This window comes from Pseudorhizobium marinum, assembly GCF_000705355.1.
Lineage (GTDB): Bacteria > Pseudomonadota > Alphaproteobacteria > Rhizobiales > Rhizobiaceae > Neorhizobium > Neorhizobium pelagicum.
In genome coordinates this window covers 1-21,822 of sequence record NZ_JMQK01000002.1, presented here as the reverse complement: position 1 = coordinate 21,822, position 21,822 = coordinate 1, and the positions used below count along the sequence as shown (strand labels likewise).

General features: G+C 65.0%; 21 protein-coding genes. 11 read left to right on the top strand and 10 right to left on the bottom strand.

The genetic code is table 11. From position 1 onward, the window contains the following. Window positions 1-29: 29 nt before the first annotated feature. The 3 genes from betA to betI all read right to left on the bottom strand — a co-directional run bounded on the left by betA (window position 30) and on the right by betI (window position 3,971). Window positions 30-1,682 (bottom strand): choline dehydrogenase, encoded by a 1,653-nt coding sequence (gene betA / locus EO99_RS0102235; protein WP_029617019.1) that lies wholly within the window; start codon window positions 1,680-1,682, stop codon window positions 30-32. Window positions 1,683-1,864: 182 nt separating this feature from the next. Beyond that, window positions 1,865-3,328, bottom strand: coding sequence for a betaine-aldehyde dehydrogenase (gene betB, locus EO99_RS0102230; RefSeq protein ID WP_029617018.1), 1,464 nt, complete (start codon window positions 3,326-3,328; stop codon window positions 1,865-1,867). A 43-nt stretch (window positions 3,329-3,371) separates the two neighbouring features. Next, the gene (gene betI / locus EO99_RS0102225; RefSeq protein WP_029617017.1) at window positions 3,372-3,971 is read right to left on the bottom strand and encodes a transcriptional regulator BetI; all 600 of its coding nucleotides are present in this window, start codon (window positions 3,969-3,971) and stop codon (window positions 3,372-3,374) included. Window positions 3,972-4,129: 158 nt separating this feature from the next. Between betI and EO99_RS0102220 the strand changes: the two genes are divergently transcribed. From EO99_RS0102220 to EO99_RS26555, 4 genes are all read left to right on the top strand, one after another. Continuing rightward, window positions 4,130-4,678: an HdeD family acid-resistance protein gene (locus EO99_RS0102220; protein WP_051679667.1), complete on the top strand. Its 549-nt coding sequence runs from the start codon at window positions 4,130-4,132 to the stop codon at window positions 4,676-4,678. Between the two features lie 119 nt (window positions 4,679-4,797). After that, window positions 4,798-6,603, top strand: coding sequence for a bifunctional diguanylate cyclase/phosphodiesterase (locus tag EO99_RS0102215; protein WP_029617015.1), 1,806 nt, complete (start codon window positions 4,798-4,800; stop codon window positions 6,601-6,603). 76 nt (window positions 6,604-6,679) lie between these two features. Further along, window positions 6,680-7,681, top strand: coding sequence for an NAD(P)H-quinone oxidoreductase (locus tag EO99_RS0102210; protein ID WP_029617014.1), 1,002 nt, complete (start codon window positions 6,680-6,682; stop codon window positions 7,679-7,681). A 494-nt stretch (window positions 7,682-8,175) separates the two neighbouring features. Further along, window positions 8,176-8,322, top strand: a complete 147-nt coding sequence (locus tag EO99_RS26555; RefSeq protein ID WP_069733974.1) for a DUF1127 domain-containing protein — start codon at window positions 8,176-8,178, stop codon at window positions 8,320-8,322. Window positions 8,323-8,391: 69 nt separating this feature from the next. Here EO99_RS26555 and EO99_RS0102200 read toward each other — a convergent pair whose 3' ends face one another. After that, complete coding sequence (locus EO99_RS0102200) at window positions 8,392-9,129, bottom strand: DUF3750 domain-containing protein (RefSeq protein ID WP_029617013.1); 738 nt, start codon at window positions 9,127-9,129, stop codon at window positions 8,392-8,394. Between the two features lie 70 nt (window positions 9,130-9,199). On the opposite strand from EO99_RS0102200, the gene EO99_RS0102195 reads away from it, so the two are divergent. Next, the gene (locus EO99_RS0102195) at window positions 9,200-10,207 is read left to right on the top strand and encodes an asparaginase (protein ID WP_029617012.1); all 1,008 of its coding nucleotides are present in this window, start codon (window positions 9,200-9,202) and stop codon (window positions 10,205-10,207) included. Between the two features lie 36 nt (window positions 10,208-10,243). On the opposite strand, the gene EO99_RS26550 is transcribed toward EO99_RS0102195, so the two are convergent. Together EO99_RS26550 and EO99_RS0102185 are read right to left on the bottom strand one after the other, a co-directional pair. Beyond that, on the bottom strand, window positions 10,244-10,381 hold the full coding sequence (locus tag EO99_RS26550; protein ID WP_156034617.1) for a DUF2256 domain-containing protein: 138 nt from the start codon (window positions 10,379-10,381) through the stop codon (window positions 10,244-10,246). Between the two features lie 67 nt (window positions 10,382-10,448). Next, window positions 10,449-10,853: a hypothetical protein gene (locus EO99_RS0102185; protein ID WP_051679666.1), complete on the bottom strand. Its 405-nt coding sequence runs from the start codon at window positions 10,851-10,853 to the stop codon at window positions 10,449-10,451. A gap of 108 nt (window positions 10,854-10,961) precedes the next feature. On the opposite strand from EO99_RS0102185, the gene EO99_RS0102180 reads away from it, so the two are divergent. Continuing rightward, a complete protein-coding gene (locus EO99_RS0102180; protein WP_029617010.1) occupies window positions 10,962-11,594 on the top strand; it encodes a glutathione S-transferase family protein in 633 nt (210 codons plus the stop codon). A gap of 10 nt (window positions 11,595-11,604) precedes the next feature. Here EO99_RS0102180 and EO99_RS27285 read toward each other — a convergent pair whose 3' ends face one another. Then, window positions 11,605-11,802, bottom strand: coding sequence for a hypothetical protein (locus EO99_RS27285; RefSeq protein ID WP_156034599.1), 198 nt, complete (start codon window positions 11,800-11,802; stop codon window positions 11,605-11,607). Window positions 11,803-11,904: 102 nt separating this feature from the next. On the opposite strand from EO99_RS27285, the gene EO99_RS0102170 reads away from it, so the two are divergent. After that, window positions 11,905-12,831 (top strand): LysR substrate-binding domain-containing protein, encoded by a 927-nt coding sequence (locus tag EO99_RS0102170; protein WP_029617009.1) that lies wholly within the window; start codon window positions 11,905-11,907, stop codon window positions 12,829-12,831. On the opposite strand, the gene EO99_RS0102165 is transcribed toward EO99_RS0102170, so the two are convergent. Both EO99_RS0102165 and EO99_RS0102160 read right to left on the bottom strand, forming a co-directional pair. Beyond that, a complete protein-coding gene (locus tag EO99_RS0102165; protein WP_029617008.1) occupies window positions 12,791-13,450 on the bottom strand; it encodes a glutathione S-transferase family protein in 660 nt (219 codons plus the stop codon). The genes EO99_RS0102170 and EO99_RS0102165 overlap by 41 nt on opposite strands. 96 nt (window positions 13,451-13,546) lie before the next feature. After that, on the bottom strand, window positions 13,547-14,917 hold the full coding sequence (locus EO99_RS0102160; RefSeq protein WP_029617007.1) for a TIGR03808 family TAT-translocated repetitive protein: 1,371 nt from the start codon (window positions 14,915-14,917) through the stop codon (window positions 13,547-13,549). 184 nt (window positions 14,918-15,101) lie between these two features. Between EO99_RS0102160 and EO99_RS0102155 the strand changes: the two genes are divergently transcribed. Continuing rightward, window positions 15,102-16,610 (top strand): diguanylate cyclase domain-containing protein, encoded by a 1,509-nt coding sequence (locus tag EO99_RS0102155; protein ID WP_051679665.1) that lies wholly within the window; start codon window positions 15,102-15,104, stop codon window positions 16,608-16,610. A 27-nt stretch (window positions 16,611-16,637) separates the two neighbouring features. Here the strand turns inward: EO99_RS0102155 and EO99_RS0102150 are convergent, their stop codons facing one another. Continuing rightward, entirely contained in the window at window positions 16,638-17,132 is a 495-nt protein-coding gene (locus EO99_RS0102150) for a MarR family winged helix-turn-helix transcriptional regulator (protein WP_029617005.1), read from the bottom strand. 132 nt (window positions 17,133-17,264) lie between these two features. Between EO99_RS0102150 and EO99_RS0102145 the strand changes: the two genes are divergently transcribed. The 3 genes from EO99_RS0102145 (at window position 17,265) to EO99_RS0102130 (ending at window position 21,717) form a co-directional block, all read left to right on the top strand. After that, the gene (locus EO99_RS0102145; protein WP_029617004.1) at window positions 17,265-18,776 is read left to right on the top strand and encodes an MDR family MFS transporter; all 1,512 of its coding nucleotides are present in this window, start codon (window positions 17,265-17,267) and stop codon (window positions 18,774-18,776) included. Window positions 18,777-18,845: 69 nt separating this feature from the next. Beyond that, window positions 18,846-19,856, top strand: a complete 1,011-nt coding sequence (locus EO99_RS0102140) for a ligase-associated DNA damage response exonuclease (RefSeq protein ID WP_029617003.1) — start codon at window positions 18,846-18,848, stop codon at window positions 19,854-19,856. Between the two features lie 214 nt (window positions 19,857-20,070). After that, window positions 20,071-21,717 carry a cisplatin damage response ATP-dependent DNA ligase gene (locus EO99_RS0102130; protein ID WP_029617001.1) on the top strand — a complete coding sequence of 549 codons (1,647 nt, stop codon included), beginning with the start codon at window positions 20,071-20,073 and terminating at the stop codon, window positions 21,715-21,717. Window positions 21,718-21,822 lie beyond the last annotated feature (105 nt).

Below are 21,822 nucleotides of genomic sequence, written 5' to 3'. Positions count from 1 at the left end.
GCCTCCGGCAACGGGACGTCCGGCTGTCGCTACCGGTCGCTGACCGCCGCGCGGGGATTGACCCATGGTTCCTGGTTGGAACGGGGCAGGGGCTGGCGGCCGAGGATGTGGTCGGCGGCCTTCTCCCCCGTCATGATCGTCGGTCCGTTCAGGTTGCCATAGGTGATGTGCGGGAAGATGGAGCTGTCGGCGACCCTCAGACCGTCGATGCCGATCACCCGGCATTCCGGATCCACGACCGCCATCGGATCGTCGCGATCGCCCATCCGGCAGGTGCCGCAGGGGTGATAGGCGCTTTCCAGATGCTCGCGCAGGAAGGCGTCGATCGCTTCGTCCGACTGCACGGACTCGCCCGGCTGGATCTCCGGCCCGCGATAGGGGGCAAAGGCCTCCTGACCGAAGATCTCGCGGGTCAGCCGCACGCAGTGGCGGAACTTCTCCCAGTCCTCCGCATGGCTCATGTAGTTGAAGCGGATCACCGGATCGTCCTTCGGATCGGGCGAGCGCAGCGTCACGCTGCCGCGCGATTGCGACAGGTTGAAGCCCACATGCGCCTGGAAGCCGTGGCTCTTGGCCGCCGCCTTGCCGTCGTAGGAGATCGCCACCGGCAGGAAGTGGTACTGGATGTCCGGCTGTTTCAGCCCCGGCGCCGAGCGCAGGAAGGCGCAGGCCTCGAACTGGTTGGAGGCACCGAGCCCCGACTTCGACAGGAGCCACTGCGCGCCCGCCACGCCCTGCCAGAACCACGGCAGCCAGGAGTAGAGCGACACCGGCTTCTTCGATACCTGCTGGAAGTAGAACTCCATATGGTCCTGCAGGTTGGCGCCGACGCCCGGCCGGTCGAGCTTCACGTCGATCCCCATCTCCTGCAGGTGCTGCGCCGGGCCGATGCCCGACTGCATCAGGAGCTTCGGCGAGTTGAAGGAGGAGGCGGCAATGATCACCTCGCGATTGGCCTTGACGATCTCTTTGCGCCCGCCCTGCACGATCTCGACGCCGGTGGCCCGGCCGTTTTCGATGATGATCCTTTCGGCGAGCCCGTAGACCAGTTGCACGTTCTTGCGCTTCAGCGCCGGGCGCAGATAGGCGTTGGCGGCCGACCAGCGGCGCCCGAGATGGATCGTCTGCTCCATCAGGCCGAAGCCTTCCTGCTTGGAGCCGTTGTAGTCGTCGGTCAGCTCGAAACCGGCCTCCTTGCCGGCCTCGATGAAGGCGTGGAAGAGCGGATTGACGAAGGGACCACGCCGGACATGCAGCGGTCCATCCTTGCCGCGCCAGCCGTCCTCGCCGCCATGGCTATGCTCCATCCGCTTGAAATAGGGCAGCACGTCCGCATAGGACCAGCCGCGGGCGCCGAGCTCCTCCCAGCGGTTGAAGTCCTCCGCATGGCCGCGCACGTAGACGAGGCCGTTGATCGACGAGGATCCGCCCAGCACCTTGCCGCGCGGCGCGGTGATGCGCCGGTTGTTAAGATGCGGCTCGGGCTCGGACAGATAGCCCCAGTTGTAGCGCTTCATGCTCATCGGCCAGGCGAGCGCCGCCGGCATCTGGATGAACGGCCCGAAGTCCGATCCGCCCGCCTCGATGACGATCACCGAATGCTTGCCGTCCTCCGACAGCCGATAGGCCATGGCCGAACCCGCCGACCCTGAACCGATGATGACGAAATCTGCCTGATGCATGTTCTCTACCCCGTTCAAAAAGCCCCTCCCAAACCCTCCCCACAAGGGGGAGGGGCTAACCAGCCGCGCCGTTCTGCCCGTTCCTGCGACCCTGCCTGATGGCACCCGGCGGGAGGCGCGCTCGGGCCGAATCCCTCCCCCTTGTGGGGAGGGGTTGGGGAGGGGGCTTTATCCAAAACGCCTCAATACGGCGCCTCCACCGGCCCCATCGCCACATAGACCGTCTTCAGCTCCGTATAATGCTCCAGCGCCGCGGCCGAATTCTCGCGCCCGAAGCCGGATTGCTTCGAGCCGCCGAAGGGGATTTCGACCGGGCAGAGGTTGTAGGTGTTGATCCACAGCGTGCCGGCCTGCAGCCGGTCGACCACCCGGTGGGCGCGGCTGAGATCCGCGGTGAAGACACCGCCCGAGAGGCCGAATTCGGTGGCATTGGCGCGGTCGATCACCTCGGCCTCGTCGTCGAAATCGAGCACGCACATCACCGGCCCGAAGATCTCCTCGCGCGCGATCGTCATGCCGTCGGTGACGTCGGCAAACACCGTCGGCTGCACGTAGCAGCCCTCGCCTGAGACGTCGTTGGGAATGCCGCCGCCGGTGACGAGCGTTGCGCCCTCCGCCTTGCCCTTCTCGATGTAGGAGAGCACCTTCTCGCGCTGGCCGCGCGAGACCAGCGGTCCCATCTGGGTCGCCTCGTCCATCGGGTCACCGATGACGATCGTCTCGGTGCGCGCCTTCAGGCGGGTGAGGAACTCTTGCTTGATCCGCTTCTGCACGAAGACGCGCGTGCCGTTGGAGCAGACCTGGCCGGTCGAATAGAAGTTGCCGAGCATGGCGCCGCCGACCGCGCTGTCGATGTCGGCATCGTCGAAGACGATCAGCGGCGACTTGCCGCCGAGCTCCATCGTCACATGCTTGAGCTGGCCGGCGGCCGCCGCTGCCACCTTGCGGCCCGTCGGCACCGATCCGGTCAGCGACACCTTCGCGACATCCGGATGCTCGACCAGCAACGGCCCGGTCTCGCGGTCGCCCTGGATGACGTTGAAGACGCCCTTCGGCGCACCGGCCTCGATCAGGATCTCGGCGATCTTCAGCGCCCCGAGCGGCGTCATTTCCGAGGGCTTGAAGACCATGGCATTGCCGGCCGCCAGCGCCGGTGCGGCCTTCCAGCAGCAGATCTGCTGCGGGTAGTTCCAGGCGCCGATGCCGACGCAGACGCCGAGCGGCACGCGCTTGGTATAGGCCCAGTCACCGCCGAGCGGGATATGCGAACCGTTCAGCGCGGTCGCCGCGATGCCGCCAAAGAATTCCAGGCTGTCGGCGCCGGAGGTCGGATCGGCGACGATTGTTTCCTGGATCGGCTTGCCGGTGTCGAGCGTTTCGAGTTCCGAAAGCTCCCGGTTGCGCGCGCGCATGATGTCGGCTGCGCGTTTCAGGATGCGGCCGCGCGCCGTCGGGCTCATCGCCGCCCATTCCGTCTGGGCGCGCTTGGCCGAAGCGACGGCCTTGTCGACGATGGCGGGCGTTGCGGCATGCAGCCTGGCGATCACCTCGCCGGTTGCCGGGTAGACGCTGTCGATCACGGTGCCGGCGGTGTCTTCCATATACTCGCCGTCGATGAAGTGGCTGGCTTTCGGCTGGGCGCGCATGGTCATTCTCCTTGGCGGTGGCAATGGGTGGTGTCGGCCGTGCTCATGGGCCGGCATCCCGCAGGAACGGGCGAAGCTGCAGGTCGAGATAGTCTTCGGTCAGCGTGATCGAGGCCGTGCTGCTGCTCGGCCCGGCCCGCAGGCTCTGGCGGATGTAGAGCCCGTCGATCATCGCCGCGACGCCCTCGGCGATGCGCGCCGCATTGTCCGGCGGGCAGAGGCGGCCGAGGCTGTCGAGCAGATTGGAGCGCAACCGCCGTGCATAGATGACCAGCAGCCGGCGCACCTCTTCCGAGCGTTGCGCCTCGACATAGAAGGCAAGCCAGGCCGCAACCGTCTCCGGCGCAAACTGGTCCGGGTGGAAGCAGACGCGAATGATCGCCGACAGCCGCTCGCGCGGTGTCTCGAGGTTTTCCATTGCCGCCACGGCATCCGCCCGCAGCCGGTTCAGAAGACTGCGGATGCTCGCCACCAGGAGCTGCTGCTTGCTGCCGAAGTAATGATGCGCAAGCGCCGGCGAGACGCCGGCCTCGCGAGCGATATCCGACATCGTCACGTCGAGCGAACCGCGCTGGCCGATCGTCCGCAGGGTTGCATCCACCAACGCCTTGCGGCGCAAAGGCTCCATCCCGATCCGGGGCATGTCGGTGATCTCCGTTTCGGCAAGGATAGATTTGATTGAGCCGTCAATCAATAAAAAACTGACGGCACCCTCCAACGCGCGTTGATGTGGCGCAAGGTCCACCCGGATTTTCATGATAGGGTATCGGGATCGATATCGAAGTCTAGGAGATGCTGGTCATGGCACTTGGAATGGGAACCCCGCATGCGGAACAGGTGAGGGGCAAATGGGGCTGGTTCCTCGCGCTCGGCATCCTGATGCTGATCTTCGGCTTTTTCGCCTTTCTCAATCTCTTCCTGGCGACCGTCGCATCCGTCTTCTATATCGGCGCGATGATGGTCGTCGGCGGCGCCTTCCAGTTCGTCCACGCCTTTCAGGTCAAGGGCTGGAGCGAAGCGGTCTTTTGGGGCTTGAGCGGCCTGCTCTATACCCTCGCCGGCATCCTGGCCTTCTGGAACCCGGCGCTGACCGCTGCCATCCTCACCCTGTTCATGGCGATCGCCTTGCTGGTTGCCGGCGCGGTGCGCACCTGGATCGGCATCCGGATGCGGCCGATGCGGGGATCCGGCTGGGTGATCTTCGGCGGCGTCATCACCATGCTCGCCGGCCTCGTCATCGCCATCGGCTGGCCGGTGAACAGCCTCTGGATCCTCGGCCTGTTCCTTGCCATCGACCTGACGATGCAGGGTTGGGCGATGATCGCGGTGGCGCTTGCGGCCCGGCGCTGAAGCCCGACACGGTAGCGTCCTGTAAATTTCATGCAAATGTCATATTCGGGCAACGGAATGTTGACGATATGAGGTGAGGCTCCGCGCATGTTTTAGGCTGTTGCGTATCGGAGTACTTCATGAGTTCGGCCTCCCTCATCGAGCCCGCCGTTTTCCGGCGTTATGCGGGAGACCAGTTGCTCACGCTCTCCAAGCTGGTGCTGGAGACCGCGTTCCAGCCCATCGTCGAAGTCGCGACGGGCACGGTGTTCGGCTACGAGACCCTGATGCGCGGCTATGACCGCATCGGCTTTTCCGATCCGCTCGAACTTCTGGATCAGGCGGCCGAAGCGGGCCAGCTGCTGGCGCTGGAACAGATGATGGCCGGCCGGTCGCTTGCCAAATTCGCAACCGTCCCGGATTTTTCCTCGGTGACGCTTTTCCTCAATCTCGACGTCCGGCTGATCAAGGATGGAGATTTGATCATTGAGCGGCTGGTCCAGCACCTGGGCAAGTTGAGCATCCCACCGTCGTCCGTCTGCTTCGAACTCTCCGAGCGCTTCGACAACACCAGCGTCCCCGAATTCGCCGCGCTGATAACGAAGCTGCGCAAGGCCGGGTTCAAGCTGGCGATTGACGACTTCGGCGTCGGCCACGGCGAGATGAAGCTGCTCTGCGACTACCAGGTCGACTACCTGAAGATCGACCGCCACTTCATCGACGACATGGACAAGAGCCCGCGCAAGCGCCACCTCGTCAAGAACATCGTCCACATCGCCCATGTGCTCGGCACCCGCGTCATCGCCGAGGGCATCGAGACGGAGGCCGAGCTGATGGCCTGCCGCGAATATGGTGTCGATCTCGTGCAGGGCTATTTCATCGCCCGGCCGACGACCATCCTCAACGAGCTGCAGCCGGCATTTCCGCATCTGGCGGAGATCGGCCGCGTCCGCCGGTCCAGCCAGTCGCTCGACGAGATCCTCATCCGCAAGCAGATCGAGAACCTGCCAGCGGTCTACGAGCACGAGAGCATCGACACCGTCTTCGAACTCTTCCGGCGTAACCCGCGCCAGGCCTTCTTCCCCGTCCTCAACGCCAACGGCGAACCGCGCGGCGTCATCAACGAGTACCACCTGAAGGAATACATCTATCAGCCCTTCGGTCGCGATCTTCTGAAGAACAAGGTCTACGAGCGGACGATCTCGCATTTCGTCGACATGGCGCCGATCATCGGTCTCGATGCCGATGCAGAGGAGCTGATGAGCCTGTTTGCCAGCATGGACAACAGTGACTGCATCATCCTGACGGAGAACATGCGTTACGCCGGCGTCGTCTCCGCCGCCTCGCTGATCAAGGTCATCAGCGAGAAGCAGCTGAAGATCGCCCAGGACCAGAACCCGCTGACCAGCCTGCCGGGCAACCGCGCCATCAGCGACTTCATCCAGGAATCCGGACGCGACGACGACGATCCGCGGTTCTTTTGCTACTGCGACTTCGACCACTTCAAGCCGTTCAACGATCACTACGGCTTTCACGTCGGCGACCATGCGATCTCGCTGTTTGCGGCCCTGCTGCGCCGCTATTTCTTCTCCGACGATCATTTTCTGGGCCACGTCGGCGGCGACGATTTCTTCATCGGCGTGCGCGACTGGACCCGCGAGGAACTAACGGAAATTCTCGAGCGGCTGCTGAGCGATTTCCACGACGATGTCGTGACGCTCTATTCGCAGGAGGAGCGGGAAGCCGGCCGGATCAAGGGTCACGACCGCACCGGCGTCGAGCGCTTCTTTCCGCTGCTGCGCTGCTCGATCGGTGTCCTGGAGCTTCCCAGGGGGCTCCTGCTCGATGACGGCGCCCGCATTGCCAGCAGCATCGCGGCCGTCAAGGCGCAGGCCAAGGACGCATCCACCGGCCTCGTCTTTTCGGTTTTCGGCGAGACAAATTGACACCGGGACGGGCGCCTGCCTTTCCAGCGCCGTCAGCTCGTCCTAAGTCTCCTTCTTGAAACAGCAGGAGACCCCCATGCCACTTCCCCAAGAGATGCGCTACGTCGACGTGCCAGGCTTCGGAGGGCCGGAGGTAATGCGGATGGCGACCGGCCCGGCGCCGCTGCCCCGTCCCGGCGAGGTGATCGTCAAGGTCGAGGCGGCCGGCATCAACCGCCCGGACGTCGCGCAGCGCAGCGGCAAATATCCGCCCCCGAAGGACGCAAGCCCGATCCTTGGCCTGGAAGTCGCCGGAACGGTCGTGGCACTGGGCGAAGGTGTCACCGATTTTGCGATCGGCGCACAGATCTGCGGTCTCGCCAATGGCGGTGGCTATGCCGGATATTGCGCGCTGCCGGCAGGCCAGGCGCTGCCCTTCCCGAAAGGCTATGACGCGGTCCGCGCCGCTGCCCTGCCGGAAACCTTCTTCACCGTCTGGGCCAACCTCTTCCAGATGGCCGGCCTGACGGAAGGCGAGAGCGTCCTGATCCACGGCGGCTCGAGCGGCATCGGCACCACCGCCATCCAGCTGGCGAAGGCCTTTGGTGCGGAGGTCTATGCCACCGCCGGGTCGGCTGAAAAATGCGAGGCCTGCGAAAGGCTCGGCGCCCGTCGCGGCATCAACTATCGCGATGAGGATTTCGTCGAGGTCATCAAGACGGAGACCGGCGGCAAGGGGGTCGACGTGATCCTCGACATGATCGGTGCCTCCTATTTTGACAGGAACCTCGCCGCGCTGGGACGCGACGGTTGCCTCTCCATCATCGCCTTCCTTGGCGGCGCGGTCGCCGAGAGTGCCAACCTGTCGCCGATCATGGTCAAGCGCCTGACCGTCACCGGATCGACCATGCGACCGCGCACGGCCGAGGAGAAGCGGGCGATCCGCGACGAGCTGCGCGATCAGGTCTGGCCGCTCCTGGAAAAGGGGGACGTTGCACCGGTGATCCATACGGTGCTGCCCTTCGATCAGGTGGTCGAGGCGCACCGGTTGATGGAGACGAGCAGCCATATCGGCAAGATCGTGCTGGACCTGCGCTGAGGTGAATCACGCTCCGGCACGCGAATGCTAAGCGATGCCGGACGGACTGCAATTCACATAAATTCGGCATCCGTTACATTACGTGGCTTGCATACTCTGAACGGCGCACCTAAATTCTGATCATCGTCAACGTAATGAAAGGAAGGTGATCCAATGTCGAGTGAGATTTCGGTCTGCGTTTCGAACTTTGGTAAGGTATCGGTTTTGGCGAGGCAGCCCTCGGCTTAAACGCATCTTCCTTCGGACGCTACAAGCGTCCGGGTTCGTTGAACGGACCAGATTCACGGAAAGGGTCGCCTCGCGCGACCCTTTTTCGTTTTCGGCTCCCTGTTTCGAGGACCTCATCACGGTCCTATGCATCTGATGCATGGCGGGCCTGTTTTCTGGGCACTTTTAGTGCTTCGGCCATCCCCCTATATACCGGACATCGAAGCAAGGAAGAGCGCCACTGTCTGGCCGCTGGGCTTCGAAAACCCACGAAAGGGGGAACTGCCATGAACATCGCACGTAAATTCAACAACTGGCGCAAGTATCGTCAGACCGTCACCGAACTGGGCCGTATGACCCAGCGTGAACTGAACGACCTCGGTATCGCAAAGAGTGATATCCACCGCGTTGCACGCGAAAACGCCGGCTTCTGATCAAGTCTCCGGTACTTTGGGAAACGCCCGCCTCGTCGCGGGCGTTTTGCATTTGTGGCGCTTGCGCCCCTAGAGCCCGATCCGCCCGAGCGCCGGCACCTTGATGCCGGGGTTGGCAAGATCGAGGCCGGCCACCAGTCCGAGAAAATGCACCTCGATGCCGCTGCGCGCGCCCGCCGAGAAGCCGAAGAGCCCGCGCAGCGTCACATGCAGGTCGCGCCCGTCGGCATCCAGGTGGACGAATTCGCCGTGGGGAAGATAGTCGCGGCCCACCGCATGCGGCGGCAGGACAGCGCCGATTTCGGGCACGGTCCGCAGCACATAGGCCACGAAGGTATTGGAGTTCGGACCAGGGAAGATCGTGTAGCCGCCGGGCTCCGCATAGGGGTAGGCGGCAATGGCGCCCTCCACCTTGGGGATCAGCAGCTCCGCCTCGACGCCGGTGATTGCCGCGACCAACTGCGGTGTGTTGGAATACCAGAAGGCGTCTGCCGGCCGGTGGTTGCGCCGGATCGGCGATCCCCATCCCACCTTGTCGTAGCGCGTATAGCTGTCGGCGCCCTTGTCCTTGGTGACGATCCAGGCATGGCTGGCCACAGCACCCTTCATGCCGCCCGTGGCCGCCGAGAAGACGTAAATGGCGGCCTCCTCGTTTTCGCCCGGCTGCGGCAGGATCTGCGCCGAGGACCAGCGCGCCTCGCTCCAGCGGGCCGGCCTGTCCTGGATCGCCCACCAGCCCGCCGTGGCGAAGGTCGGCAGCAGGTAGATGACAAAGATCACCACCAGCAGGCGTTTCAGATATTTCATGCGGGACCTCGTGCAAAACCTGTTGCTGTCGGCTATGAGCGATTGAAACCGGCAAATCTTGGACCCACCAATGCAAAATCCCGTTACCGTCGAAGTTACCCGTGGCAGCCTTGTCGAAAGCCGGCACCGCGGTCTGGGGATCGTCGTCGACGGCAACGGCAAGAGCCTCTTCTCCTTCGGCGACGTCGACGCGGGCATTTTTCCCCGGTCGGCCTGCAAGGCCATGCAGGCGCTGCCGCTGGTGGAAAGCGGGGCAGCCGACGCCTACGGCTTCGGCGACAAGGAACTGGCGATCTCCTGCGCGTCCCATTCCGGCGAGGACGAGCATGTGGTGCTTGCCGCCTCTATGCTCGAGCGCGCCGGCCGTGATGCCTCCGCGCTGGAATGCGGCTCGCACTGGTCGTCCGACCAGAAGACGCTGATCCACCAGGCGCGCACCCTCGACAGGCCGAGCGCGCTGCACAACAACTGCTCCGGCAAGCATTCCGGCTTCGTCTGCACCTGCAGCCATGTCGGCTATGAGGTCGAGGGCTATGTGAACTACGACCATCCGCTGCAGGCCGATCTGCGCGCCACCATGGAAAGCCTGACCGGCGCGACGCTGGCGCAGGACAATTGCGGCATCGACGGCTGCTCGATCCCCACCTATGCCGTGCCGCTGCGCGGCCTCGCCCACGGGTTTGCCAAGATGGTGACGGGGCAGGGGCTCGAACCGGTGCGCGCCAAGGCCTCGCGGCGCCTGATGGACGCCTGCATGGCCGAGCCCTTCTACGTCGCCGGCACCAAGCGCGCCTGCACGAAGCTGATGCAGGTGGCACCGGGCAAGATCTTCGCCAAGACCGGCGCCGAGGGCGTCTTCATCGCCGCTCTCCCCGAGCAGGGCATCGCCATGGCGGTCAAATGCGAGGACGGCACGACGCGGGCCGCCGAATCCATGATCTTCGCGCTGATCGCCCGCTATTTCGACAAGGACGGCGAGACCCACGCCACGCTGATGCAGATGGCCAACCACCAGATGACGAACTGGAACGGCATGCATGTCGGCGACGTGCGCGTCACCGATGCGCTGTTTGCCTGAGCTCCTGTCGGGACGCCGGCCCCGGGCTTAGAATTGTCAATTCCGCTTGGAGCGACGGCAGCGCTCCGAACAGAATTTGACATCGTTCCAGCTCATGGCCCACTTGCGTCGCCATGCAAACGGCAAGCCGCAGGATGCACATGGCTTCGTGGGCAAGTTCGCTTTCTTGATCATCTTCGACACGGATGGATGTTCCGTTGAGTGGCAGAAGTGGAATTCGGTTCCGGCTGGGGAGTAGCCCCTAGAGGCTTTCCCCGATCCGCGCCGTGCCGGTCTGGCCGTTGTCGCGGATCCACGTCAGGCGACCTTCGCCGGCGCGGTAAAGCTCGAAGCACAGCGTCGCGCCCTTGTACCAGTTGCGGAACTGCTGGCAGAGCCGGTCGCCCGCGATCCACCATTTGCCCTCATCCCTCGGTCGCACCAGGCGGCCGATACCAAGCGCCTCGCCATTGCCGTCGACCACGCCGGACGGGCGGTAATTCAGCGGAAACTCGCCGCCGATCGGCGCGGCCAGGTAGATGCGTCGCCCTATGATCGACTGACGGATCTCTTCCGCAGTGATCCGCTCGCCCTCCGCACGCGCGGGAGGGGGAGCAAGCGCGGCGAGCGCGATGGCAGCACACAGCAGGGCGCGACAACGCAACATTCTGGTCCTCCGGGCACGGTTTCCACTTGATACGCGCCGCCATTGGCGACAGATCACTGTGGGCCACGCTCCGTGCCGCCGCGCCGATGTCATCAACCGGAGGACCGCATGTACACGCTCTATTTCTCGCCGAACGCCTGCTCGCTCGCCAGCCACATCGCGCTGGCCGAATCCGGTCTGCCCTATCAGCTGCGGCGCCTCCAGTTTGCCGAGAACGAGCAGCGGTCTCCCGAATACCTGAAGCACAACCCCAACGGCCGGGTGCCGGCGCTGGTGACCGACAAGGGGACGCTGATCGAAAGCCCCGCCATCCTGGCCTTCATCGCCCAAGCGGCACCCGAGGCGAAGCTTGCGCCGCTCGAGGATCCCTTCGCCTTCGCGCGCATGCAGGGCTTCAACAGCTTCATCGCCTCCACCGTCCACGTCGCCTATGCCCACCGCCGCCGTGGCTATCGCTGGGCGGAAAGGCAGGAATCGCTCGACGACATGGCCGCCCGGATGCCGCAGAACATGCGCGACAGCTTCGCGATCATCGAGAACGACCTCTTCGCCGGACCCTGGGTGCTGGGCGAGGATTATTCCGTCGCCGACGCCTACCTGTTCACCATGTCCGACTGGCTCGGCGGCGCGGGGGTCGATATCAACGACTTTCCGAAGGTCGCCGACCACTATCGCCGCACGCGCCAGCGCCCCGCCGTCCAACGCGCCCTGGAAACGGAAAAGGAAGCTGCCGCCGCCTGAGCCTTGCGGGTCAGGCGCAGCGGGCCAGCTCCGGTGTGTCTTCGGCGGCGGCCGTCCGCTCCGGCCGTGGCAGCGGCAGGTCGGCAAGCTGCCGCGCGGTCATGGCTGCGACCTGCGGATGCCCCAACGGATCGTCCCGGAGAATGGATGGTCCGTCCGGTGCTCGCAGCCAGTGAAGTGCGGTAGAGAATATCTGAAGCGGCTGCATGGCCGGTACCTCGCAAGTGAGCGTTGACTTGCGAGGTAAGGATGCCGCCGCGAGGCGGTTCTTTCAATTGAGTTCTTCAGACGGCCGGTATAGAAAATCTGCATGAGGAACCTGAACACGCTGCATCTGAACGGACTGCGCGCGCTCGAGGCGGTGGGCCGCCTCGGCTCCCTGCAGGCCGCCGCGGACGAGATGGGCGTCACCATCGGCGCCGTCAGCCAGCAGGTCATCAAGGCGGAGGCGCAACTGGGACGGCCGATCTTCCAGCGGCTGCCGAAGGGCATGGTGCCGATAGCCGCCGCCCGCCCGCTGCTGACGCGGCTGACGGAAGGATTTCAGTCCCTTTCGCAGGCCGTAACGCTGGGCCGCCAGACCGACGAGACCCTGCTGACCATCTCCGTCGCACCGGTCTTTGCCGCCCGCTTCCTCGTCCATCGCCTCGACCGCTTCTCGCGCAGGCATCCCGATATCCGGCTGCGGATCGATGCGACGACGGCACTGGCCGATCTCGGCGCAGGCGATGTCGATCTCGGCATCCGGGTGGGCCGTGGCAGTTGGCCGGGCGTCGATGCGGAGCTGCTGATGATGCAGCGGGTCTTTCCCGTGGTCGCCCCCGCGCTGGCGGAGACGCTGCGGGAGCCGGCCGACATCCTGAAACTGCCGGCCATCATCGACGGTCCGGCCATGTTCTCCTGGGACGTCTGGCTGAAGGAAGCCGGTCTGGCCGGCGCCGAAATGGCCACCCGCCATGTCTTCAACGACGCCTCGCTCTGCCTCGACGCGACGATGGCCGGGCAGGGCGTCATGCTCGCATGGCAGACGCTCGCGGGTTTTGCCCTGGAACAGGGCCGGCTGGTGAAGCCGTTTCAGCTCGAGGCGCCGACGGGCATGGGGCACTACCTCGTCACCCGCTCCGGCAGCCGGCCCCCCGCCAAGGTGCGGGCGTTCCGGGACTGGCTGCGCGAAGAGATGCTCACGGTGGACCGTGTCAGGCCGGTTCCTGAAGCCGTCGCTCCCACATCGCCTTGAAGGCTGCGCGTGCCTGACAGGCTTCCAGCCAGGCCTTCAGCGCCGGGCGGGCATCGAACAGGGGCGCGTAACCCTGCGCATAGCGGACGATCTCGGCCACCATGATGTCGGCTGCGGTAAAGCGGCCGCCGACCATGTGGGCGTTCTCCTGCAGGTGCTTCTCGAGCACGTCCAGCGGCCGCTCCAGGCTTTTCGCCAGCGCAGCCACGGCCGCCTTGCCTTCTTCCGAGCCGGCCTTGTCGCTGCCGAGCAGCTTCTGCATGTCCAGCGCCGGCGTCTCGATGCTCGTTGCGGCAAACAGCGCCCACTGCGCCATCTGCGAGTCCTCGGCGATATCGCGCGGTCCAAGCTCTCCGCCGTACTTCTTGGCGAGATAGAGGGTGATCGCCAGCGACTCATGCAGCACCAGGCCCTCGTCGTCCATGGAGGGGATCGACCCCATCGGATTGATGGCCAGGAATTCGGCAGACTGGGTGCTGAGTGCTGCACCGTCGCCCTGCGCCTGCGGCAGGCGATAGGCCTGGATAACCGGCACCTGGGTGTAGTTCAGGCCGATTTCTTCCGCCAGCCAGAGCGGCCGCGTCGCGCGCGAGCGATAGACACCATAGATCGTCAGCATCGGGATCCTCCGTGGAAATGCAGGCGCAGGCTAAGGGCCGGCGGGCCGAAACGGAAGATCATTCGCCGTTGCCTGTCGATGAATTGTTTCGATGGATCAGGCGACCCGGTTGCCGGCGATGGTGAGATGAGCGAACCTTTCGTCCCCTGAGGCAAGCTCGCCGGTCGCCGCATCGTGCCAGCGGAAGCCGATGACGGCGCCCTCGGCCATGCCCTCGAAGATATTGCCGCTGATCAGCGCGCTGCCGGCACCCTCGGCGACCGAGACGGCACAGCCGATCTTCGCCGCCCGCACGACGTTGCCTGTCGCGGCGACATTGCGCAGATAGGGTCCCCAGCCGATGAGCATCGCAAAGCGCGGCACGTTCTCGATGACATTGCCGGAGACGACGGTGTCGGCCTCGACGCCGATGCCGATCCCGAAACCGACGCTGTCGTGTTCGTAGGGACCGGTCAGGGAGATGTTGCGGATGATGTTGTTGGCGACGATCGCCAGCCGCCCGCCCTCGTTGAAATTGGCGATGTTGATGCCGTTTGCAGCACCATCCACCAGGTTGCCGGTGACGATCGCGCCCTCGAAGCCGAATTCGGAATAGATCGCCGTCTCGCCGGAGCGCAGGCACTGGTTGTCGGCAATCTGGATGTCGGAGGAGGAATTGGCGCGGATAGCGGTGAAGGCGCTGTCGGAGATGTGGTTGCCGGAAACGATGACGCTGTCGGCGCGGTAGAGGTTGATGGCATTGCCGTATTGCCCGGTGCCGCCATAGGTCGAGCCGGTGCGGGTGATGCGGTTGCCGGTGACGATCGAGCCGTCCTCGCCCTTCTGGCGCCGGTGGATCAAGAGCCCGCCGTTGCCGCAATCGGACACGATGTTGTCCTTGACCGCAAGCCCCGTGCTGTCGATCGCATAGAGACCGTATTCGCCGATCTCCGAGATCCGGCAGTTCGTGATCCGTCCGCCGCAGCGTTCCATCTGCAGCGCCGTCTTGGCATTGCCCTTCAGGGTGCAGTTGTCGATCGTCAGGTCGAAGACGTCGCGCAGGTTGAGCATGGCCGGCACATCCTCGGGCAGGGGAAGTCCGGCGCCGTTGAAGATGATGTTCGACAGCTCGATCCGGTTCGCCGCCCCCGCATCGATAAAGGCGCCGCCGCCGGAATAGGCGATCTCGGTGGCGCCGGCGATGCCGGTGAGGCGGGTCCTGTCGGGCAGCGTCAGGTTCGAGACCTCGTAGCGGCCGGGCGGCAGGAAAACCCACTGGTCGCCGCGCACGGCTTGCGCGATCAGCTCGGCAAGCTGCCGCGTCTGGTCCTCGCCCGGAGTTGGCGAGAGCCCCGCGGCGCCGGCGTCGATGGAGCCGCGCAGGTCCGTCATCGACAGCGCCGGTGCAGACCAGGCGGCTTGCCCGCTGCAGAGGCCGGCCCCGGCCGTTGCGGCCAATGTCGCCACGAAGCTGCGCCTGCTGATCATGCTGTCCATCCCGCTGTCCCGCTCGGATTACATGCTATCGCATAAATTGAACGCCCTCGCACTTATCTGTTCAATGGGTGTATTTTACCTCATTCTATTAAAGAACATTAAGGGGTTGCCCCGCATTGTCTTTCCTCCGATCGGTCCCGATGGACGATCCGCGATTTTTGAGGAGAGACATTGGATGGAAAGTCCCATGTCGAATGCCGTGCATCCGCAGCCCGCTGCGGACTCGCTCGAGCAGTTGTGCAGCCGTCTCCTGAGGATCTCGACAGTCGGGGACATCCATGATGCGCTGCTCGTCATCAACGAGCTGAACGCCCACTCGCTGATCGACCAGTTCCCCGAGCAGATCTACATCAAGGACCGGCGCAGCCGTTTCGTGCTCGCCAATGCCAGCACCGCGCGCTCCCACAATCTCGCCAGCGCGACCAACCTCCTTGGCAAGACCGACTTCGACTTCTTCGAGCAGGATGCGGCCGAAGCGCTGTTTCTGGCGGAACAACTGGTGATGTCGTCGGGCGGGCCGATGGTGGACCTGGAGCACCTGATGGATTTCGGCGGCAGGCTGCGCTGGATGCAATCGACAAAGACGCCGCTGCGCGACCCGGATGGACGAATCGTCGGACTGATCGGCATCTCGCGCGACATCACCGAGCGAAAGCGCCAGGACGATTTGCGCCGTGGGCATGCCCGCCTGCTCGACATGGTCGCCCGCAGCCGACCGCTGGATCAGGTCCTCCATGCCCTGGTTGCCCTGGTCGAGGAAGAGCTGGACGATCTGACGGCGGCCGTCCTCCTTCTGGAGGAGGGATCGGAACGTCTTCGCTACGCCGCCGCCCTGGGGTTGCCTGAAGCCTATCGGGCGGAGATCGACGGCGTCGACATCGGGCCTCGGGCCGGCGCCTGCGGTACGGCCGCATGGCGTCGCGAGCCGGTCATCTGCAGCGACGTGCTGAATGATCCGCTGTGGGAGAATGTCAGGCATCTGCCGCTTCAGTTCGGCTTCCGGTCGTGCTGGTCGACACCCATCCTGTCTGCGGAAAACATCGTGCTCGGCACCTTCGCGCTCTATTCGAATGCGGTGCGGGAGCCGACGCAGATGGAGCAGGAAGTGATGGCCATGGCGACCGACATCGCCGGCATCGCCATCGAGCGGACGCGGGCCGAGGTCCGGATCCATCACATGGCGCACCACGACCCGCTGACGGGACTGCCCAACCGCACGCTGTTCTGGGCCCAGTTCGGCCGCGCCATCGCCGAGGCGCGGCGGGAAGCGCGCCGGATCACGGTCACCTATATCGACCTCGACAATTTCAAGCAGATCAACGACACGCTCGGCCATGCCGCGGGCGACGACGTGCTGAGGGCGCTTGCCCTGCGCCTGTCGCACTGTATCCGGCCCAGCGACCTGCTGGTGCGGCTCGGCGGCGACGAATTCGCCATCGTCTTCAGCAATCCCGGACATGAGCAGCAGGGCAGCATGATTGCAAGGCTTGAGGAATTGCGCGCCGCCATTTCCCGGCCCTTCGTCCTGGAAGGAGAGGTGATCGAGGTGACCTGCAGCATGGGTGTCGCCTTCTTCCCCGACGACGGCGACACGCCGGAAGCGCTTCTCGCCAAGGCCGACAATGCCATGTACGTGGCCAAGGGCGGCGGTCGCGACCGCCTGAAGGTCTGGCAGCAGGCCTGACGGCAGGCAGGGACAGGGGCGGGGGCGCTAGCCTTTCGCCGTGGCAGCCTCGAAGCCGGTCGTGAACCGCTCGAACAGTCCTGCAAACATAGTGACTTCCTCCTCAGTCCAGCCCGACAGGACCTCTGCCACCAGCGCCTGTTTCACCGCCCGCACCTCGCGCAGAAGCGTATCGCCGAGCGGCGTGCGCTTGACGATCGAGCGGCGTGCATCGGCCTGCGAGACCGCCCGCTCCAGAATGCCCCGCGACACGAGTTCGGCAACCATCCGGCTGCCGCGCGACGGGTCCATCCGCATCGTGTCGGCAATCGCGCCGACGGTGACCTCTGCGCCCTCTTCGCCAAGGATCCGCATCGCTTCCAGCACGTCCAGGTGAGACACGTCCAGACCGGGCGTGACCTTGGCGATCGCCATCCGGCCGATCGTCCGCTTGCGGATGACGAGCCGCATCCGGGTCAGCGTCTGGTCGATATTCTGCAGGCCGTCGGGCGGAACGGCCCGGGCGGTGGATGGTGCATTCACGGCATGGCTCCTCACATTCCTCCCTTTCATCCTGCCAGAAGCCGGTGATTCAGACAAGTATTTGCGATTGACATATATATGCTAAACGCACATAAATCCAGAAATTCTCAAGGCCACCCCAGGAACCGCCCCATGGATATGACCGCCCAGCCTGTGCGCCCGCTCATCGAAGACCACCGGCAGCGGCTCGTCGTCTTCTGGTTCCTGATGGCGGCGCTCTTCATGGCGACGCTGGACAACCAGGTGGTTTCCACCGCGCTGCCGACGATCGTCGGCGAGTTCGGGGCGCTGGACCGTTTCGCCTGGGTGGGCTCCGCCTACCTCCTGGCGATGAGCGCCGTCATGCCCGTCTACGGCAAGCTCGGCGATCTCTTCGGCCGAAAGTTCGTGATGCTGGCCGCCATCGCTATCTTCGTTGTCGGCTCGCTGCTCTGCGGTGTCGCCTGGTCGATGGACTCGCTGATCGCGGCCCGCGTCTTCCAGGGAATGGGCGGCGGCGGCATCATGGTCTCCATTTTCTCCATCAACGCCGACCTCTTCGAGCCGCGCGAGCGGGCCCGCTACCAGAGCTATTCGAGCCTGATGCTGATGGCCTCGGGCAGCATCGGCCCGACGCTGGGCGGCACGCTGAGCGATCTCTTCGGCTGGCGTTCGATCTTCCTGATCAACCTGCCGATCGGCATCGTCATCCTCGCCGGTCTCGTCCTCCTGCTGCCGCACCGCCGGCCGACCCGACAGCCGAAGATCGATTACCTCGGCGCGCTGCTGCTGGCCGGCTTCACCGCCTCCGTCGTGCTGTTTGCCGACGGCGTTCAGATTTTCGGCGCGCTCACCGCCTGGCAGAATCTGGCGGTCGCCTTCTTCGGGCTCCTCTGCATCGGCCTGTTCGTCGTCGTGGAAGGGCGCGTCGCCGAGCCGATCATGCCGCTGCGCCTGTTCCGCGATCCGACCTTTCCGCTGTTCATCGTGATTGCGCTGACCAGCGGCGGCGTCGGCATCGGGCTCGTCAACTATCTCGCGCTCTTCCTGCAGACGACGACCGGTCTGTCGCCGAGCGTTGCCGGCCTCTTCTTCATCTGCGTGACCGGCGGCATCGTCTGCGGATCGCTCTCCGCCGGGCGGCTGATCGCCCGCTATGGCCGCTACAAGCCCTTCGTGCTGATCGGCGTGACGCTGAACATCCTGGCGCTTCTGCTGATGTCTCGGCTCGAGGCCGGAACGCCGCTGATCCTCGTCGGCCTGTTGCTGACCCTGCAGGGGCTTGGGATCGGTTTCGGTCAGCAGGCACCGGTGATCGCCGTCCAGAACAGCGCCCCGCAGGCCGACGTCGGTGCGGCAACCGGCGCCGTCACCCTGAGCCGCATGGGCGGCGCGGCAATCGCCATCTCCATCTACGGCGCCATCATCGGCTCCTACCTCGGCAATCTCACCCTGAACCTGCCGGGCGTCGCAAGCCTCGCAGAGCTGACGCCGAAGCTTCTCGCAACCCTGCCGCCCGACGTGCAGCACGAGATCGGCATGATCTATGCCGGTGCCTTCAGCACGCTGTTTTCCGCCGCCGCCTTCCTTTGCGTCATCGGCCTTGTCGCTGCGCTGATGCTGAAGAACGTGCGTCTGCCGCTCGCCGTCGCCGCGAAAGCCTGATCCGGGAATTTTCCTGCCCGGCCGTGCCGGATATCTTCTATCCGCTCCCGGGCGCCCTATCTTGAGGACATGAAACCAGAGGCGCTGCTTCATCCCACCCCGGCCGGGCTCTTCTGCCCCATCGGCCGTTTCCACGTCGATCCGGTCCGGCCCGTCGAGCGGGCGCTGATCACCCATGGCCATTCCGACCACGCCCGCGCCGGCCACGGCAAGGTGCTGGCGACGCGCCAGACGCTCGACATCATGCGCATCCGCTACGGCGAGGATTTCTGCGGCGCCGAGCAGGCGGTCGGCTTCGGCGAGAGCGTCGACATCGATGGCGTCAGCGCCTGTTTCCATCCGGCCGGCCATGTCCTGGGCTCGGCGCAGATCCTCATCCAGAAGGACGGCCTGCGCATCAACGTCTCGGGCGACTACAAGCGCGGCGTCGACCCGACCTGCGCCTCCTTCGTGCCCGTCCCCTGCGACGTCTTCATCACCGAGGCGACCTTCGGCCTGCCGGTCTTCCATCACCCCGATCCGAAGGCCGAAATCGGCAAGCTGCTGACCTCGCTGAAACAGTTCCCGGAGCGCAGTCACCTGGTCGGCGCCTATGCGCTCGGCAAGGCGCAGCGAGTCATCCGCCTGATCCGCGACTGCGGCTACGACGAGCCGATCTATATCCACGGCGCGCTGGCGAAACTCTGCGACTACTATCAGGGGCAGGGCATCGCATTGGGCGATATCCGCCCGGCGACGATCGAGAAGAGCACGCCGGACCTCTTCAAGGGCGCCGTCGTCGTCGGCCCGCCGTCTGCCTTCCAGGACCGCTGGGCGCGCCGCTTCAACGAACCGCTGATCTCATTCGCCTCCGGCTGGATGATGGTGCGCCAGCGCGCCAAGCAGGGCGGCGTCGAACTGCCGCTGGTCATCTCCGACCACTGCGACTGGCCGGAACTGCTGGAGACCATCCGCGAGGTGTCCCCGTCGGAAGTCTGGGTCACCCATGGCCGCGAGGAGGCGCTGGTGCGCTGGTGCGAACTCCAGGGCCTTCCGGCCCGCCCGCTGCATCTGGTGGGCTATGAGGACGAGGGGGATTGATGGTGTTCGACGCAGTGGTCAGGGGTAAGGCCCCTCCCCAACCCCTCGCCACAAGGGGGAGGGGCTTTGGTGCCCCGCTCGGCCGTGCTGGTCCGCTTGATGCTGTCGCTTCGGCCAAGGGCGGTATGATGCGGTTGCCGCAAGTCCTCTCCCCCCTTGTGGGGGAGATGCCCGGGAGGGCAGAGGGGGTCTTGGTCTTGCTCGCGGTGCACCCATGAAAGCCTTCTCCGACCTCCTCGACCGCCTCGTCCTCACCCCCTCGCGCAACGGCAAGCTGAAGCTGCTCGCCGACTATTTTCGCGACACCCCCGATCCGGACCGCGGCTACGGGCTTGCGGCACTCGCCGGCACGCTCGACCTCAGGAGCGTCAAGCCGGCGCTGCTGCGCGAGCTGGTGCTGGAGCGGCTGGATCCGGTGCTGTTCCAGTATTCCTATGATTACGTCGGCGATCTCGCCGAAACCATCGCGCTCGTCTGGGACGGCGGCGAGAAGGATGACACGACGGATGAGGAGCAGCCGCGGCTCTCCGACGTCGTGACGATGATGAATTCGCTCGGCCGCACCGAGGTCCGGGCTGCCGTCCGCAATCTCCTCGACCATCTCGATCCCCCCGGCCGTTTCGCCTTCCTGAAGCTTGCCACCGGCGCGCTCCGCATCGGCGTCTCGGCGCGGCTCGCCAAGCAGGCGCTGTCGGACATGAGCGGCACCGGCGAGCACGGCCGCGACGTCACCGAGATCGAGACGCTCTGGCACGGCCTCGCGCCGCCCTATGAGCCGCTGTTTGCCTGGCTGGAGGGCAGGGCGGAGAAGCCGGTGCTGGCAACGCCCGCCATCTTCCATTCCGTCATGCTCGCCAATCCGGTCGAAAGCGGCGATCTGGAAAAGCTTGACCCGGCCGATTACGCGGCGGAATGGAAATGGGACGGCATCCGCGTGCAGATGTCGAGCTACGGCGGCACGAGAAAACTCTATTCCCGCTCCGGCGACGACATCACCGGCGCCTTTCCGGACGTGGTGGGGGCCATCGATTTCGAGGGGGTGGTCGACGGCGAACTGCTGGTCGGCGGCACCCGGCGTTCCAACAACCCGACCCGCACCTTCTCCGATCTCCAGCAGCGCCTGAACCGCAAAACGGTCACAAGCCGGATGCTGGACGACTACCCGGCCTTCGTGCGCGCCTACGACTTCCTCTTCGAAGGCGATCAGGACATCCGCGCCAAAACCTTTCTGGAGCGCCGCGAGCGTCTGGGCACGTTGATTGAAAAGGCGCCGCATGGCCGCTTCGACCTCTCCGATCTCGTGCCCTTCTCCGACTGGAAGGAGCTCGACCGGTTGCGCATAGAGCCGCCCGATCCGGTCATTGAAGGCGTGATGATCAAGCGCCGCGACAGCCCTTACCAGGCCGGCCGCCTGAAGGGGCCCTGGTTCAAGTGGAAGCGTGATCCCTACAATATCGACGCCGTGATGCTCTATGCCCAGCGCGGTCACGGCAAGCGCTCCAGCTATTATTCCGATTTCACCTTCGGGGTGTGGACAGAGACGCCGGACGGCGACCAGCTGGTGCCGGTCGGCAAGGCCTATTTCGGCTTCACCGATGCCGAGCTCGAGGTGCTCGACAAATTCGTGCGCGACAACACCGTGGAGCGCTTCGGTCCGGTGCGGGCCGTTCGCGCCGAACCGGATTTCGGCTTCGTGCTGGAGGTCGCTTTCGAGGGCATCAACCGCTCGAGCCGCCACAAGTCCGGCGTGGCCATGCGCTTCCCGCGCATCGCCCGGCTGCGCGCCGACAAGCTGCCGCGCGATGCCGACCGGCTCTCGACGCTGACGGCGATGATCGAGGCAGCCTCGCCAAGCACCTGAGGTTCAAGCAATTCCAGTGAAAGTGGGAACCGGTTTCGCGTCCGGAATGGTGTCAAACAATAAGGTATTAACGCAAAAGGCCGGGAGCGTTTCCGCTCCCGGCCC